Consider the following 16,584-nt stretch of genomic DNA (forward strand, 5'->3'; position numbering starts at 1 on the left):
TAGATTATCCTTAAATAAAATTTAAAAGGAATATAGAATGAAGGTAATTGGAATGGCGATTTGGGCTGTTGTAGCTCTTATTGGTGCGTGGTGTTTTGGCGTGTTGGCATTACATCAAGGTGAGCAGATTTCTGCAGTATGGATTGTCGTAGCAGCAGTGTGTATTTATATGATTGGTTACAGATTCTATTCAAAATATATTGCAGAGAAAGTTTTAGGATTAGATGATAATCGTGCCACTCCTGCTTTGACAATGAACGATGGGCGTGATTTTTGCCCTACAAATAAAATTGTGCTTTTTGGACATCATTTTGCTGCGATTGCTGGAGCTGGTCCTCTTGTAGGTCCAATTCTTGCCGCACAAATGGGATATTTGCCAAGTATGATTTGGGTTGTTGTTGGGGTAGTGCTTGCTGGAGCAGTTCATGATTTCACGGTTTTATTTGTTTCTATGCGTAGGAATGGCAAATCTCTAGGTGAAATTATTAAATTAGAACTAGGCAAGGGAGTTGGAAGTATTGCAATGGTTGGGATTTTAGGTATTATGATGCTCATCATTGCGATTTTAGCACTTGTTGTGGTTAATGCTCTTGCAGAATCTCCTTGGGGATTATTTACGATTGCAATGACGATTCCAATCGCCATTTATATGGGAATCCATATGCGATTTTTGCGTCCGGGTAAAATTGGCGAAGCAAGTTTATTTGGATTTGTTCTTTTACTTCTTGCGTTGTTTTATGGGCAAGAAGTTGCTGCAAATCCAACATTGGCAAGCTTTTTTACATTAAGTCCTATTACATTAACTTATATTATGATTGGATATGGTTTTATTGCTGCAATTTTACCTGTTTGGTTTCTTTTAGCTCCTCGCGATTATTTAAGCACATTCTTAAAGATTGGTGTTATTGTTCTAATGGCGGCAGGAATCTTGATTGTCGCACCAGACATTCAATTTCCAAGCGTTACAAAATTTGTTGATGGCACGGGACCTGTGTTTAGCGGAGAGCTTTTTCCGTTTTTGTTTATTACGATTGCTTGTGGAGCAATTAGTGGATTCCACGCACTTATCTCTAGCGGGACAACACCCAAAATGCTAGAAAAAGAATCGCACGCAAGAATGGTGGGCTATGGTTCAATGGTGATGGAATCTGCTGTGGCAGTTATGGCTTTGATTGCCGCGTGTATTTTGACTCCGGGATTATATTTTTCTATCAATGTCGCTCCAGCAGGTTTAGGCACAACAGGAATCACTGATGTAGCACAAGCAGCGGCTGTGGCAGCACAAACAATTAATAATTTTGGCTTTGTCATTACACCAGAGGAAATCCTAAATAAGGCAACAGAAATTGGTGAAAATAGTATTTTAAGTAGAACAGGCGGTGCGCCTACTTTTGCGATTGGTTTAGCGACAATTATTTCTGAAGTGCCACTTTTTAATCAGGGTTCTACCGCATTTTGGTATCATTTCGCGATTTTATTTGAAGCTCTTTTTATTTTAACAGCAGTTGATGCAGGGACAAGAGCAGGACGCTTTATGGTGCAAGATGTTTTAGGTAATGTGTATGCGCCTATTGGCAATATCCAATCTATGTTTTGGGGTGTCGTCGCAACATTGATCTGCGTTACAGGCTGGGGTTATATTCTCTATCAAGGGATTACAGATCCACAAGGGGGAGTGAAATCACTTTGGACTCTCTTTGGGGTTTCTAATCAAATGCTTGCGGGTATGGCATTATTGCTTGTGATTGCTGTGCTTTTTAAAATGGGCAAAGCAAAGCAAGCTTGGGTGGTTATTTTGCCCGCAGCTTGGGTTTTGCTTACCACTCTCTATGCGGGTATTTTAAAACTTCTTCCAGCAAACGGAGAGAGGGTGCATGATGCGGTTAGCCATATTGCACTTTGGCAAATCAATAGTGCAAAAGCCGTCGCCGCAACTGACCCAGCAATGGTAGAAAGGTTTGCAACGATTGCGACAAACAACTTAGTAAATGCTGGACTTTGCGCATTTTTTATGTTCGTTACTTGTTTGATTTTAATCCAAACTATTCGCATTTGCCTCAAAGCGACAAGGGGTGAAATAGATATTCCACTTGCAGAATCCCCCTATGAAGAAGCAAGTAAATATGAAGGAAAAGTTGCCGCACACGGCTAATTTATTAATCCAAAGGGTCTTTCTCCTTTTGGATTCTATGTTTTTAAAAAACTACATATATCCACATCTAATACTTTAGATATTTTATATAAATGTTCTAAATTAAAATGTTTTCCATATCTACAACATTCACAATTTGAATAAAAAGCCACTGACTTTATACCAATTTCTAGTGCTAAATCAAGCTGCGAAATCCCTTTTGCTTCTCTTGTTTCGCGGACAATCTTTGAAATATTTTGATAAAAATTTAAAATTTCATCTTTTTGAATATCACAGAGTTTTTCTTCTTTCATTATTTATCCTATAGGATTAAGTAATATTTAAACTCTATATTGATACAATCTTAATATCTATATCCTATAGGATAATATAAAGGAGTTAAAATGAAAAATTTATGTCTTTTGGTTAGTTTGGTTGCAATGCTTACAACCTTAGGAATTGCAGCAAATGAGAATAACGATGTGGTAAAAAATACTAAGAATGAAGCAGCAAAGATTGGAACTAATGCAGTTAGTGGAATACTATCTGGGAAGAAAAGCGATCAAATTATCCAAGAATCCAAGAATCAAGTAGTTGAGACTGCAAAAGGCAAGGTAAATAAAAAACTTGATGAGGTAACAAAATAAATCTCTTGTGAGATTTATACTCATTTATCCACTGCACCCCTTTTATATCTTTTTCTTATATTTTTTTAATCATAAATACCTTACAATGCAAATTTAAGGATATTATATGAAAAGAATTGTCGCAACTTTAAAAGCACTTTATAAAAAATCTGATAGATTCTTTCATTTACTTGTGGGTATGCCAAGTTATGACAAATATGTTGAACATATGCGGCAAAATCACCCTGATAAGATTCCAAAATCCCAAAGAGAGTTTTTTAAAGAAGCAATGGAAGCCAAATATGGTGCGGGGCGAAATAAATGCTGATAAGCTAGAGCCATAAGGTTTATGGATACAAAGCAAGGCATAAAATTTCAAACCCACTTTTTATGACTTAAATATAAAAACTCGTGAGGATAAAATCATAAAATTTATATTTTGATTATTGATTCTTATAAAAGTGGAATGATAAATGCTTTTTAAATTTTAAAAATTTAAAAGGAGTTTAAATGCTGTCATCAGTAAATCCCTATGGAATCGGGAATATTTATCCAAATCCACAAGTAGAAGCTTTAAAGCCAACAATAGCTCAAGAAGCACAAATACAGGGCGTGGAATTTAATAATACTCAAGAAGCGCAAGAATTACCAGAGTTATCGCAAATTGCTTTAGAGATTCGTAAATTTAGTGATGGTATCAAGGGTGCAAATGAAATGATTGGTGCAATGCAAATCGCAGATATGACTCTAAATGGTTTGGGGAATCAAATCAAAAGTAGTGGAGAGAATGTTGCGCAACTAGACAACACAGCCAAAGCAGCTCAATTTAAAGGAGAATCTTTATTTGGTAGAGAGCTTACGCTAAGTCTTGCTGGAGAAAATGTTTCACTCTCTCTGCCATTTCCAAGTCAAATGGAAGGCTCTATTAGTAAGGGTTTAGCCAATAAACATAATGAGATTATGCAAAAAATGGGGCAAATTAGCGGTTTGATTGAAAAGGCAAGTTTGCCAATTAGCGCATCAAGCACTCAAGAATTTGATTTTGAGAATTTTGACGCAAACTCTTTAAAGGGTTTGTTTGGATAACAGATAAGGTAAATGATGCAAAAGATTATTAAGCTTTCGCATCATTTCTAGTAGTCATTTTTTCATCTAGAATTTTATCTAATATTTCCACAACTTCATCGGATGCAATTTCTCCTGCATTAAGCAGAGATAAGATTTCTTCACTTGATTCTAATAAACCTTTGTCTCTAAATATATCCAATGCTTTTTTAAACGAAGTATGCACATTATCGTGAGGAGATTCTAAATTACCATAACTTGGTAATTGGCTAAATATTTCTTTGCCATTCCCTTGCTCATACCATTTTCCAAGTCTGCAGTCGTGATGATTTGAAAGAGTGATTTCTTTATCATCATTGATAATGGCTTTGTAGCCATTAATTTTGAAAAGCAAATGGTCTAATTTGACGAGTCCAATGAAAGTAGTATCTAGGATATTTACAGAGTTTTGTCTCACATTCATAGAAGTTTCTCCTACTTGCGCAAACTTTGCAACTTCACCATTGACATGTTCCATTTCATCTACCATTTCTGCGGTAGAAGTTTGCACTTCAGAGAAATTTTGGCGAACAACTTGGATATTCATTTCAATTTCTTTTGTTGCCTTTTGCGCTCTTTCTGCTAGTTTGCGCACTTCATCAGCTACGACCGCAAAACCTCTTCCGTGTTCTCCAGCACGGGCTGCTTCAATCGCAGCGTTGAGTGCAAGCAAGTTAGTTTGGTCGCTAACATCTGTAATGAGATTAATTACATTACTAATGGAATCTAAATCCTGATAGACTTGTAATATCATAGATTGCAAGTTATTGAGCTTTTCTGTTACACTAGAAACACTGCTTGTGATTCCTTCTTCAAGGGAGTTTGTCTGTCTAGCACTTTCTACTGAATTCTTTTTTATATCTTGTAACATTTCAACAGAGGAAGCAAAATTATCTTGAAGGATTTTAAGATGTTTAGAAGAAGAATTAGTAAGCATATCTAAAATTTTATTGAATGTTTTTATATAAATTTCGTCTGTTTGAAATTTTGCTAACATTGCTTCGTGTTCATCTTTTTTTTCAACACATTTGCGTAGTGCATTTTCAAGCTGTTCAATTTTTGAATGCAATGCTTTATTTTCTGCTATAAGCTCTTGTTCTCTTTTGTTGTTGCTAAACATCAACGACCCCTTACTTTAATTATTTTATCTAGATTAACATAAAATTTAATATTGTATCTAAAAAACAATAAAATTCCACTGGAATGTTAAAAGTTTATAAAAATTTTATGATTTCTTCTTTAGGATTCCGTATTTTTAATGGAATCTCATCAGATGTTTTTTCTCCAATGATTAGTAGAATAACACTTCGTTCTTTTGTGGTATCTAGCTTTAAGTATTTATCTAACTTATCAGAATCAAACCCACCAATGATACACGACCCAAGCCCTAAAGCACTTGTGGCATTTGCTAAATTGCCCAATGCTAAAAAGACTTGCTCTCTTGCATAATGTAATTTTTGCTCTAAATCCATCTTATCAATAAAAGGTTTATAAAGTGTGATTCTTTTTTCTATTTCTGCTTGTGGCATTTTACGTGATTTGAGTTTAGAAACAAAGTATTCTCCAAAGTCAAGACGTGCAGTGAGGATAAGAATTGCTCCACAATTTTCCACGTGATTTTGGTGGTTTGCAATGGCTGAAATTTCTACTTTTTTGTCTTTATCTTGGACTACATAGAATCTCCACGGCTCCAAACCGAGTGAGCTAGGGGAGAGACGACCTGCTTCTAAAATATATTCTAAAGATTCTTGTGAAATTGTAGAATCCCTAAAAGAACGGCAAGAATAGCGATTTAAAATAACTTGTTGAAAGATTTGTTGGGTTGGTTTCATTTTCATTCCTTAATAAAAAATTGTTGTGCTTTTTCTTTACTTTCAAAAGCAACTGATTCTATTTCTTTACCCTCAAAATGCACTTTATAAGGTTGGTTTGCTTTGGTTTTGCCATAGAGCAGGGTAAGAGAGATTGCAAGACTTTTATCTTTTGCGCTTGCATCATTCTCCACAAGTCCCAAAGGACCAATGCAATCTATTAATTTGATTTGTGTCATTTTGGGGTGATAAAAGTTTAATTTTTGGTTTTCTTCTTCATTTCTTGCAATGACACAACGTCCCCCATCAGGCAAAATCATATAACGTCCAAATTTGACCAATTCCATATCTTCAAAGACAATTTGGCGATGCAATTGAATATCTTTTAGCTTATTTGCAATGGAGGTCTCTGTGAGCAAACAACCTCCACCGGGAGGCTCATAATACTCTATGCCATATTCCTTTACAAGTTGCAACTGCCTTTCTCTCCCTCTACCGCTAATATCAAGGAGTTTTTCTCTAGGAATCCAACCTTTTTGTTCTGGAATCGTAGGTGGCAAAAGTTTCGCGCACAATGGGCGCACAATAAGTCCATTCGCCTCACAGAGATTTTCTACTTGCCCTAAAGCTTCTGCGCGTTGGCTTTTGGGACGTTGTCCCAGCACTTCCCCGCTGATGACAAAGCTTGCCTTTCGCGATTCTAACATTGTTAATGCATGAGAAAACATATTTGCGTGGCAGTCAATGCAAGGATTAAAATATTTTCCATAGCCAAACTTGGGTTTAAAGAGAATCTCATCAAAAAATTGTCGCCGAATATCCACAATTTCTAATTCTACGCCCACTTGCTCTAATCTTTGGCGCAAAATTTCACTTTTATCTCTTTTTGCGCCAAAGCCTATGTTGAAGTGTAAAGCTAAAACTTCTATGCCTAAATCTTTGATGATTTTAATCGCAAGTAAGCTATCTAGCCCGCCACTAAAAAGTGCTAGTGCTTTCATAAAGTGTCAAATCTCCTTTTTTTAAATCTTCTAAGTATTTTTGAAGTTTCCTTAATAAAAATGATTTTTCCCTTAATGAGAGAGAATTGTCTTGCAGAAGAGATTTTTTCTGCTCATTATAATATCGGTATAGAATCATAATCATTTGTTGTTTTAAACTTTCTTTAGTTTGGGGTTTGATTTTAGAATCTAGCAGGATTCCAATTAATTCAGAGGATTCTAACTCGCCTTGAAGTAATTTTTGGTATGCAAGTTTTTCAGAATGAAACATTTGTGGTTCTAGATAATTTAATACAAAATCCAATAGGCTCATATTTTCTAAAATACTTTTAATAATGATTTTTTCCGCCAATCCATAAAAGTCGCTTTGACTACTTTTGGTCTTTGGATATAGATTTTGTGGAATGGAATTTATTGTGGAATGGGTTTTAATTAAATGCACAGGTAAATTAAGCTTTTGTGCAAGCCAAGTTTTGTATTCTTCTTGAATCACAGGAGAAAGTTGGTGTAAATAAGCTAAAGATTCCTTTAAACAAGCATCTTTTTGCACAGCATTTTTTAAATCAAATTGCTTTAAAATCGTATCTAATACATAGTCAATCAATGGAATAGGTGCGCTAAAAAGGCTTTTTAGCGTTTCAATTTCCCCATTTTTAACCATATCTGCTGGGTCTAGTCCATTATCAAAAAGCACAACCCCCCCCTCTTTGTTTGCTAAACTTAAGAGATTTGCAGCTTTAAAAGCCGCATTCATTCCCGCATTATCCCCATCAAAGGCTAAGAGGACTTTGGGATTGTTTTTAGCAAGTAAAGGCAAATGCTCACGCGTCAGAGCAGTGCCTAGAGTCGCAACCGCATTGTTAAAACCTGCTTGATGAAGCATAATAACATCTAAATAACCCTCTGTAATGATGATTTCATTTAGGCGATAAATGGTCTCTTTAGCCTGTGGGTAGCCATAGAGAACTTGAGATTTATTAAAAAATTTCGTTTGAGGAGAGTTAATGTATTTTGCTGGGTGGTTGCTTAATGTGCGTCCGCCAAAGCCTATGATTTTGTTTTGTGCAGAGCGAATAGGGAAAATTAGACGTTGTGTAAGTCTAGCATAGTATCGTTTAGTGCCATTTTCTATATCTGCCCCAAGAATTCCCACGTTAAGCGCATCTTGGAGATTGATAAAGTTGCGTTGCAAATGAGCCATAATCTCATAGTTGTTTGGGGCATAGCCTAGTTCAAAGCGCACTTTTGTTTCTAATGTAATTCCACGTTCTTTGATATAGGATTCTGTTTCATTATTTAACATAGATTGATAATACTGATTCATAAAGTCTAAGATTTTAAAATCATCATTTTTTTTAATTTTGTCCGTGTATTCTAAATGAACATTATAAATTTGCGCTAGTTTTTCTAATGCTTCCACATAATTAAACTTTTCGTAATCCATTACAAATTTAATAGAATCCCCACTTGCCCCACAGCCAAAGCAATGAAAATATCCTTTGTTGGCATTTAGCACAAAGCTTGGTGTCTTTTCTTGGTGAAAAGGGCAACAGGCTTTATAGCTTCCACCTATTTTTTTTACTTCAATATAATGGCTCACAACTTCCAAAATATCTAGTTGATTTTTGAGAGTTTCAATGCTTTGCTGTGTAATCAAATTTGCTCCAAAATTACCCATAAACTTAAAAATCGCATATTTTACAAAAAATTATCTATAAGTTTTGTTATAATTTGGGGGATTTTTAACAAAAGGGAAAATTTGGATTTTTTGGAGAATCTTGAATATCGCGACCCGCTCTTTGGCATCGTAGTATTTATTTTCTGTATAGGAATTATCAGCCTTTTTGCATATTATTGGAATTATTTAATCAGTAAAAAGCGACAAGATTCTTTAAACAAATTCATAGGAAGTTTTGATTATATCGGCTTTGATAAAGAGGTGCAGGAGTTTTTAGCTCTAAGTCCTAATCCCGCTTCTTCGCTGTTATTTATGGCAAAAATGTATCAAAAGAGCGCTAATTATGAAAAAGCGATTCGTCTTTATGTCACGCTCTTAGATTCTATTAAAAATCCTGTGGATAAAGTGCCGATTTTAGAATCTCTTGGAATCGTATATGAGAAAGCTGGCTTTCCCTTACGTGCTAAGGAAATTTATTTGGAGATATTGCATTATTTTCCAAGAAATCCTTTAGTTTTGAAAGCTCTGATTAGAACTTATGAAAAATTGAGTTTATTTAAAGATGCTTTAAACGCATTGGATTGCTTGGAAGAAATGCAAGGTAGCACAGGATTATATCGGTGCTATTTGAAAACAAAAATCTTGATTTCAAGTCAGCAAAAAGGTGAGGAAACTACTAAGAAACTATTGGTCTTTTTACAAAAAGAGCCACTTTTAGCACGTTTGATTTTAAACTATTTCAAGGATTTTTATCCTACACTTTTTTGGGAGTGTTTGGGAGTGATTCCTAAAGAGATTCTTTTGGAATTGCAAGATATATTGTGGAATCTTAACAATGAGGCAATCCCAGAGAATCTAGCAAAAGAATTGCAAAATATGCAGACAAATCCTCAAAGCAAAATCTTAAAAGATATTTTTGAGGCAAAAGGGATTTTGCCTCTTAGTTTTTCGCAAAAAGTCACTTTTGAATTAGAAACAATTTGTCTTTTACGAACGCATAAAAGTTTTCAAGGGGATTTGGGATTTAATTACCAGTGTGAATCTTGCAAAGCAACCACTCCATTATCAGCCGAACATTGCCCACATTGTGAAGAGCTTTTGACACTTAAAACGCGAGTTTTTTTAAAGGAAAAGCAAGATGAAGCGCGTTACTCTTTTTTGTGATGGTTCTTCTTTGGGGAATCCGGGAAGTGGTGGTTGGTGTGGGATTTTACGCTATGGTAAATACGAAAAAATTATAAGAGGAGGCGCAGAAATTGCCACAAACAATCAAATGGAACTAACTGCATTGATTCGTGGTTTAGAAGCACTCAAAGAACCTTGCGAAGTTTTGGTAGTTTGTGATTCTAAATATGTTTTAGAAGGTTTAAGTCAATGGTTACCAAAATGGGAAGAAAGAAATTTTAAAAATGTTAAAAATCTAGAGCTTTGGCAGCTTTACTTAAAAGTTTCCAAACCGCATAAAATTAGGGTGGAATGGATTAAAGGGCATAGCGGACACACAGAGAATGAAATCTGTGATAAGATTGCCAAAGAAGAGGCATTGAAATTTAAAAATTTTAAGGATTGATGTGGAATTAAAACTTTTTGAACAAACTTTAGGGTATCGCTTTAAAGGGAAGAATTTATTAAAAGAAGCTCTAACACACAAAAGTGCTAAGAGAGGCAATCACAACGAGCGTTTAGAGTTTTTAGGTGATGCAGTGTTGGATTTGATTATAGGGGAATTTTTATATACAAAGTTTCCACATTCTCCAGAGGGAGAGTTGTCTAAAATGCGTGCTTCGATGGTAAATGAAAAGTCTTTTGCAAAATTAGCTCGTCATTTAAATCTTGGTAAATATCTCTATATTTCCACTTCTGAAGAGCAGAATAATGGTAGGGAAAAAGATTCTATTCTCTCCAATGCTTTTGAAGCGGTTATGGGTGCGGTTTATTTGGAGAGTGGATTAGAAATCGTGCGTAAGTTAGTACTTGAATTGGTAGAGACAATTTACCCAAAAATTGATTTAAAAAGCCTATTTTATGACCATAAAACAGCATTGCAAGAACTTACTCAATCTCTCTTTGGGACTATTCCAGAATATATTGTGCTAGACTCCTTTGGACCTGACCATAATAAAGAATTTTTAATGAGTGTTCAAATTCAAAACAAAGAATATGCAAAAGCTTTTGGTAAAAGTAAAAAAGAAGCCCAACAAATTTGTGCAAAGATTGCCTTGGAAATGTTGCAACAAAAATAACTTAAAGGATAGTTAATGAATACTTTTGGAGAGGCACTAAGGGTTACGACTTTTGGTGAGAGTCACGGTGCAGGGATTGGTGCGGTGATAGATGGATTGCCATCAGGTTTAGAGATTGATGAGGATTGGATTGCTTCTGAAATGCTTAGACGCGCAGGAGGGAAGAATCTCTATTCTACCCAGCGCAAGGAAGCTGATGAGGTGAGAATTTTAAGTGGTGTGTTTGAGGGTAAAACGACTGGCACACCTTTGGGATTCTTTATCCAAAATACTGCAAATAAAAGTAAAGATTATGATTCAATTAAAAATTTATTTCGTCCCGGACACGCGGATTGGAGTTATTTTCATAAATACGGAATCCGAGATTATCGTGGTGGGGGGCGCAGTAGTGCAAGAGAAACAAGTGCGCGTGTAGCCGCAGGTGCGATTGCTAAAATGCTTTTAAAGCCTTTTGGTGTTGTTGTGCAAAGTGGAATCTTAAATATTGGTTCAATTAAGGGGGAAACAATAGACTTCCAAAATGCGCAAAAAAGTGAAATTTTTGCATTGGATAGACAAGTAGAATCTGCACAAAAAGAAGCAATTTTACACGCAAGAGAAGCGCACGACAGCTTAGGAGGTGTGGCATTGGTTCAAGCTAGTGGTGTGCCTTGCGGACTTGGTGAGCCTTTGTATTATAAGCTAGATTCTGCTATTGGTGCTTTGATTTTAGGTTTAAATGGTGTCAAAGCCGTAGAAATTGGTAATGGTGTGGAATCTGCTAAGTTAAAAGGCTCGCAAAACAATGATACAATGGACAAAAATGGATTTGTTAGTAATTATTGCGGTGGAATCTTGGGCGGTATTAGCAATGGTGCGGAGATTATTCTTAAAGTGCATTTTAAACCAACACCTAGTATTTTTCTACCGCAAAGCACACAAGATATACAAGGCAATGTTGTTCAATGCGAAATCAAGGGAAGACACGACCCTTGCATCGCAGTGCGTGGTAGTGTTGTGTGTGAATCTAGTCTTGCACTCATTTTAGCAGATATGCTTTTACTCAATGCTACAAGTAAGCTAGAAAATTTAAAAAAACTTTATTCTTAAGGTAGAATGTGGCTAAAAATGCGCTGATTTTCGCTGATGGCAAACTTGGCGTTGGACTTGGGCATATTAGTCGTTGTCGGGCTTTGCAGGCAGAGTTGGAATTGCTAGGTTTTCAAGTAGAGTTAAAAGATACGCAAGAGTTGGAAGCAAATCTTGGGAATATTTTATTGGATTTAATTGCAATAGATTCGTATGTGTTGCCTTTAAAATCCTATGAACAAGCAGTAAAATGTGCTAAAGTTTGCTTGTTTTTTGATGATGCTTTGCGTCTTTCTTATCCTAAGGCTATTTTATTAAATAACGCAAGTTGTGTGAATTTTGTCAAATATAAGGAAAAATATCCTCACCATATTTTGTTTTTGGGGAGTGATTATCGTTTGTTGCAACCCCCCTTTATAGAAGCGTTGAAAAGCCCAACAATTCCTTTAAAGCAGAAAGTGCAAAATGTGTTAATCACACTTGGAGGGAAAGATATTTTAAGCTTAAATAAACCTTTGATTATGGCTTTAAGAGAGGCTTACCCACATTTAAATCTACACTGCATTACAAAGGATTCTACACTTGCAAAGCAAGGCGTAAAAGTATATTTTGATTTATCTGCGCAAGAAATGGTGGATTTAATTCAACAAATGGACCTCTGTATTTGTGCCTGTGGGCAGAGTTTAGGAGAGATTTTAGCCTGTGGAATCCCAGCTATTGCCTTAGAGGTTGCAAGCAATCAAAAAGCCAATTTGGAGAGTTTTTCCTCTTGTATTTTAAGTGTGTCTAAATCATATTTGCTTCCTCGCGATTCTATTTGTAATCAAGTGTTAAAGTATTTTTGCATCTTGACTTCTCTTGCTTTGCGTAAAACTCATCAAAAGTGTGCCTTAGAAATTTTAAATCGTCCGACAAAATGGAAAGAGAGCCTAGAGAAGATATTTTAAATCCAATGGGGCTTATGCTATAATCTATCTAAAATTTGATTTAGGAAAAGTTATGCGAAAAATCATAGGGATATTAGCATTTGCAAGTATGGCGTTTGGCGATTCCATAAAAGAGATTCAAATGTATTCTAGTCCTACTTGTGGCTGTTGTGAAGAATGGGCAAAGTATATGAATGCAAAAGGCTTTCAAGTGAAATCTCATAAAGATGATGGGTTGTTTATGAAAGTCAAAGAAAATTTTAAAATCGCTCCAAAATATCAGAGTTGCCATACAGGAGTAATAGAGCAAAAGGGTGTAAAATATGCAATAGAGGGACACGTTCCAGCAGATGCAGTAGAATGGCTACTAAAAAATTCACCAAAAGATGTGATTGGTATCTCAACTCCGGGAATGCCACAAGGAAGTCCGGGAATGGAGCAAGGGACTTATGAGGAATATCCTGTCGTGCTAATGATGCAAGGGGGCGGTTATAAGGTTTTTGGCATTTATAAAGGAGAGAAAATGCTAAAAAGTGGGGTAGGAAAGTAGAGTAGCTTAAGAGTTACTCTCTCTTAGGTAGTAACTCTTAAGTTTTACCTTAAAAGCTATTTATGGAGCTCAAGTGTTTCACAGATTCCACGCACTTGCAAAATTAACTTATTTATGAGCAAAAATTACCCACAGCGCAAAATATCTTTATCACGGAACACTAACTTTACACAAATCCACAATTTATGGAATTAAATAATAGTTTTTTATTTAAGATTCTATTATTTTGCTTTAATGTAAATGATAAATCTATAATATTTGTTAATAAATATTTTAACCTTTCTTTTATATATTTATTGACATAGAGTAGTAAATTTGTTAGTCTTTGTAGGATAACTCATTTTAAGGAGGTCATTATGAGAGAGGTTCAAGAGATAAAAGTATTGGTTGCAGACCCTTCTGCATTAGGATTATTTGGCTTAGCAGTGATTACTTTGGTTGCTTCTTCAAGTAAGATTGGTATTACTTCAGGTATTTCTTTAGTGATCCCTTGGGCAATCTTTCTTGGTGCGACCGCTCAACTAATTGCGTGTTTGAATGATTTTAAGCATAACAATACATTTGGTGCAACTGCTTTTGGCGCTTATGCGCTTTTTTGGTATGCTATGGGAATGACTTGGTTAATCCAAAATGGAGTTTTTGGCGAAAAATTGGCTAATAGTGCAGATATAAAACAATTAGGATTTGCTTTTTTATCTTATTTAATTTTTACATTATTTATGACGATTGGCGCGATGAAAACACATAAGGTTTTGTTTTTTATTTTTGTCTTGATAGATTTTTTATTTATTGGATTGTCTTTGGATTCTTTTGGTATTGTATCGGGATTTGCGCATAGTTTAGCAGCCTATTCAGAATTTGGTATCGCTATATTGTCCTTTTATGCCTCTGGCGCTTCTGTATTAAACATTCATTTTGGCAAAGTTGTTTTGCCTGTGGGGAAATTCCAATAATCTTATAAATCCTTAAGCTTTTGGCTAAGGATGAGTGCAACTCAATCAGTTTTTTATACATTTAGGAATGATTTTTGCTTAATAGTTTTCAAAGGATTTGATAAATTTTCAAGGATATTGAGGAGAGATAAAATGTCTTATTCGTATTCAAAACAGTTTGGTGTGCAATCTTATATGTCGGGTGTGAATTATTCTGATTGGATGAAAGAAGCCCTGAATCCAGAAAATAAATCTGCTGAAAATGAGCGGTTGAGTATCACTTCAAGCCAAGAGGATTATTTCAAGAAACAGAGATTAATTCAAGAAGCCATTGCACAACTACAAAGTAGAGGAAGTGTGAGCAGTGAAATTGCCAAAGAAATAGATGTAGAATCCCTAAAAAAGAGTTTAAAAGATGCAGAAAATGGTGAATCTAATGCGCTTAATATTGGTGAGGGTTCAGAATCTAGTGAAGCAAGAAAACAAAGCCAACTGAATGCTAAAGCACAAAGTGCAACGTTAAAAACTGCCGTTAATGTGCTAGATAAAGAACAAAATATCACTCCTAATGTTTTGCAGCAAGCGACTAATGTTGCAGAAGATGAAGAAATCCAAAAAACAAAAGATATTATTAAACAAAGCATAGATAACGATTCGTTAGCAAATAGAATGGCAGATAGGACAAGCGGACTATTTAATAAACCTGTTTTTAGCACTTCTCCTATTGTGCCAAGTAATGTAAGTGAGCAGGATAAAACGGCTTACAATCCTTTAGCAATTCAAGCTGATTCCACAACAGAAAGTGTGCAAGGGATTTTAGCGGTAGAATTCACTGATGAGGTTAGTGGCACAAATGTGCGTGTGCCACTAACGCAGGAAAATGCAGATAAGCTCAAAGAGCAATTTGGAAGCTTAGAAATGGCAAGTGATTATGTCAAAGGATTTTATTATGATGCCGCATATAAAATGGGCTATTTGAGTAGTGATAGTGATGGAGATGGTAAAATTAGCTTAGATGAGGGTGTGAATCTCAAAACTCTCGTAAGTTTAATGAGTGGAGAATATTCTTCTGTATCCGAGCAATTTGGCGGTAATGTGGAAATGCAAAAGAAATTTTTGGAGCAAGTAGGGTTTATTGATAATCTTGCAGATTTCATTAACCATTCTATCTCTCAAGATGGTAATTTTGATGGAAGTTTGAGTTTAAATGAGATTTTAAACGGCACGAATGAGGCAGTTTTCTTAAAAACAGCCCAAAATGCAAATTCAAGTAGTGTAGAAGTGCTAGTGATTCAAAGTTTCAAGATAGAATTTAATCAAGAAGAATTGAATGATACTTTATTGAATCTTGGAGCAAAGGCAGAGGATTCTGCGCAAATCCTTAACAATAGGAAGTTAAAAGAACTCTTAGATGTTAGTTATTTAGAATCTTTAGATGAAGTGACAAGAGAACAATTATTTAAAAGTGAAGTGCTTTTAAAAAATATGTTGGAAAGTGTATGATAGTGCTAGAATCTCTTGTCATAGAGATTCTATGCTTTGGATTGATTGTTTTTGCATTGTGGTTGTATAGGCAAAGATTAAAAGATTAATTTGCAGAGATTGTAATCTTTAAAATTTTATCTTCTTGTTTAATAGAATCTAATACCGCCAAACTTTCTTTATCGTTAGGTGCAATTTGTCCAAAAATCGTATGTTCGCCATCAAGATGTGGTTGCGGGGCAAAACAAATAAAAAATTGACTTCCTCCTGTATCTCTCCCAGCGTGTGCCATAGAAAGTGAGCCTCTTAAGTGCTTGTGCGGGTTGTTTTTTAACTCACATTTGATATGGTAGCCCGGTCCTCCTCGTCCGCTACTTTCGGGACAACCACCTTGTGCTACAAATCCAGCAATCACACGATGAAATTTTAGACTATCATAAAATCCACTTTGGGCTAAGTTTGTAAAATTTGCAACTGTGTTAGGTGCGACCTGCGGAAAAAGTTTGAATTTCATTTGTCCTTTTTGTGTAGAAATTATTGCATATTGCATTGAGTCAAGTTCTTCTTGTGTGGGATTAAATTCTTTTAATTCCATATTTTAAATCCTTAGTGTAAAATTAAAGATTTTATTGTAGTATTTTAAGCATTAAAAATTGCAAAAAGGACAAAAATGGCAAAAATTGTTCTAATGATATTTTTCACACTCTTTGCACACGCAAAATACCCCCAATGGCTACAAAATAGCGTTAAAGTCGTTGCGGAATTTAAAGAGCCTCACCAGCAAGTGCCAGATTATGTTGAGGGCTATGGAATCGTGATAAATGATAATTTGGTGCTAACGAGCGCAAAGATAGTTTTTAACGAGAAAAGAGCAGAAGACATTACGCTTTATCATACAGAAATTTTAGGGCAGCCTATTGCTTGTTTGAGCCACGCTAAAATTTTGGCACTAGACGATAATTTTGATTTAGCTGTGCTTGAAGTAGAGCGATTTACAGATATTTATTGCAATATTCTACCCACACCAAATTT

General features: G+C 35.3%; 18 protein-coding genes and 1 pseudogene. 13 read left to right on the top strand and 6 right to left on the bottom strand.

Annotated elements, in window-relative coordinates; all coding sequences use genetic code 11:
• Window positions 1-37: 37 nt before the first annotated feature.
• Complete coding sequence (locus Q0Y61_RS00745; protein ID WP_297809775.1) at window positions 38-2,152, top strand: carbon starvation CstA family protein; 2,115 nt, start codon at window positions 38-40, stop codon at window positions 2,150-2,152.
• Between the two features lie 35 nt (window positions 2,153-2,187).
• Here the strand turns inward: Q0Y61_RS00745 and Q0Y61_RS00750 are convergent, their stop codons facing one another.
• Window positions 2,188-2,445, bottom strand: a complete 258-nt coding sequence (locus tag Q0Y61_RS00750; RefSeq protein ID WP_297809778.1) for a helix-turn-helix transcriptional regulator — start codon at window positions 2,443-2,445, stop codon at window positions 2,188-2,190.
• A 90-nt stretch (window positions 2,446-2,535) separates the two neighbouring features.
• Here Q0Y61_RS00750 and Q0Y61_RS00755 point away from each other — a divergent pair, with 90 nt between their 5' ends.
• The 3 genes from Q0Y61_RS00755 to Q0Y61_RS00765 all read left to right on the top strand — a co-directional run bounded on the left by Q0Y61_RS00755 (window position 2,536) and on the right by Q0Y61_RS00765 (window position 3,843).
• Window positions 2,536-2,778: a hypothetical protein gene (locus Q0Y61_RS00755; protein WP_297809781.1), complete on the top strand. Its 243-nt coding sequence runs from the start codon at window positions 2,536-2,538 to the stop codon at window positions 2,776-2,778.
• A 106-nt stretch (window positions 2,779-2,884) separates the two neighbouring features.
• Window positions 2,885-3,085 (top strand): KCU-star family selenoprotein, encoded by a 201-nt coding sequence (gene kcuS, locus Q0Y61_RS00760; RefSeq protein WP_297809784.1) that lies wholly within the window; start codon window positions 2,885-2,887, stop codon window positions 3,083-3,085.
• A gap of 182 nt (window positions 3,086-3,267) precedes the next feature.
• Complete coding sequence (locus Q0Y61_RS00765; protein ID WP_297809788.1) at window positions 3,268-3,843, top strand: flagellar FLiS export co-chaperone; 576 nt, start codon at window positions 3,268-3,270, stop codon at window positions 3,841-3,843.
• Window positions 3,844-3,871: 28 nt separating this feature from the next.
• Here Q0Y61_RS00765 and Q0Y61_RS00770 read toward each other — a convergent pair whose 3' ends face one another.
• From Q0Y61_RS00770 to dnaG, 4 genes are all read right to left on the bottom strand, one after another.
• A complete protein-coding gene (locus Q0Y61_RS00770) occupies window positions 3,872-4,981 on the bottom strand; it encodes a methyl-accepting chemotaxis protein (RefSeq protein WP_297809791.1) in 1,110 nt (369 codons plus the stop codon).
• Window positions 4,982-5,075: 94 nt separating this feature from the next.
• Window positions 5,076-5,693 carry a nitroreductase family protein gene (locus Q0Y61_RS00775; RefSeq protein ID WP_297809795.1) on the bottom strand — a complete coding sequence of 206 codons (618 nt, stop codon included), beginning with the start codon at window positions 5,691-5,693 and terminating at the stop codon, window positions 5,076-5,078.
• A gap of 2 nt (window positions 5,694-5,695) precedes the next feature.
• The gene (locus Q0Y61_RS00780; RefSeq protein ID WP_297809798.1) at window positions 5,696-6,673 is read right to left on the bottom strand and encodes an argininosuccinate synthase domain-containing protein; all 978 of its coding nucleotides are present in this window, start codon (window positions 6,671-6,673) and stop codon (window positions 5,696-5,698) included.
• A complete protein-coding gene (dnaG, locus tag Q0Y61_RS00785; protein WP_297809802.1) occupies window positions 6,651-8,330 on the bottom strand; it encodes a DNA primase in 1,680 nt (559 codons plus the stop codon). Before dnaG ends, Q0Y61_RS00780 begins: the two co-directional genes overlap by 23 nt.
• Window positions 8,331-8,432: 102 nt before the next feature.
• On the opposite strand from dnaG, the gene Q0Y61_RS00790 reads away from it, so the two are divergent.
• The 8 genes from Q0Y61_RS00790 (at window position 8,433) to Q0Y61_RS00825 (ending at window position 15,573) form a co-directional block, all read left to right on the top strand.
• A complete protein-coding gene (locus Q0Y61_RS00790; RefSeq protein WP_297809805.1) occupies window positions 8,433-9,515 on the top strand; it encodes a tetratricopeptide repeat protein in 1,083 nt (360 codons plus the stop codon).
• Complete coding sequence (gene rnhA / locus Q0Y61_RS00795) at window positions 9,490-9,921, top strand: ribonuclease HI (RefSeq protein WP_297809808.1); 432 nt, start codon at window positions 9,490-9,492, stop codon at window positions 9,919-9,921. The genes Q0Y61_RS00790 and rnhA overlap by 26 nt, the downstream gene beginning before the upstream one ends.
• Window position 9,922: 1 nt before the next feature.
• A complete protein-coding gene (gene rnc / locus Q0Y61_RS00800) occupies window positions 9,923-10,594 on the top strand; it encodes a ribonuclease III (protein WP_297809811.1) in 672 nt (223 codons plus the stop codon).
• A gap of 15 nt (window positions 10,595-10,609) precedes the next feature.
• Window positions 10,610-11,683 (top strand): chorismate synthase, encoded by a 1,074-nt coding sequence (gene aroC, locus Q0Y61_RS00805; protein WP_297809814.1) that lies wholly within the window; start codon window positions 10,610-10,612, stop codon window positions 11,681-11,683.
• Window positions 11,684-11,691: 8 nt separating this feature from the next.
• Window positions 11,692-12,609 (top strand): hypothetical protein, encoded by a 918-nt coding sequence (locus Q0Y61_RS00810; RefSeq protein WP_297809817.1) that lies wholly within the window; start codon window positions 11,692-11,694, stop codon window positions 12,607-12,609.
• Window positions 12,610-12,661: 52 nt separating this feature from the next.
• Window positions 12,662-13,138 (top strand): DUF411 domain-containing protein, encoded by a 477-nt coding sequence (locus Q0Y61_RS00815; protein WP_297809820.1) that lies wholly within the window; start codon window positions 12,662-12,664, stop codon window positions 13,136-13,138.
• Between the two features lie 356 nt (window positions 13,139-13,494).
• Entirely contained in the window at window positions 13,495-14,091 is a 597-nt protein-coding gene (locus Q0Y61_RS00820) for an acetate uptake transporter (protein WP_297809823.1), read from the top strand.
• 132 nt (window positions 14,092-14,223) lie between these two features.
• The gene (locus tag Q0Y61_RS00825) at window positions 14,224-15,573 is read left to right on the top strand and encodes a hypothetical protein (RefSeq protein ID WP_297809826.1); all 1,350 of its coding nucleotides are present in this window, start codon (window positions 14,224-14,226) and stop codon (window positions 15,571-15,573) included.
• Between the two features lie 85 nt (window positions 15,574-15,658).
• Here the strand turns inward: Q0Y61_RS00825 and Q0Y61_RS00830 are convergent, their stop codons facing one another.
• Window positions 15,659-16,147 carry a peptidylprolyl isomerase gene (locus tag Q0Y61_RS00830; protein WP_297809829.1) on the bottom strand — a complete coding sequence of 163 codons (489 nt, stop codon included), beginning with the start codon at window positions 16,145-16,147 and terminating at the stop codon, window positions 15,659-15,661.
• A 75-nt stretch (window positions 16,148-16,222) separates the two neighbouring features.
• Between Q0Y61_RS00830 and Q0Y61_RS00835 the strand changes: the two are divergent.
• A pseudogene (locus Q0Y61_RS00835) lies at window positions 16,223-16,584 on the top strand (hypothetical protein); the annotation flags it as partial.

Source organism: uncultured Helicobacter sp. (assembly GCF_947367035.1).
In the GTDB taxonomy this organism is placed as follows: domain Bacteria; phylum Campylobacterota; class Campylobacteria; order Campylobacterales; family Helicobacteraceae; genus Helicobacter_D.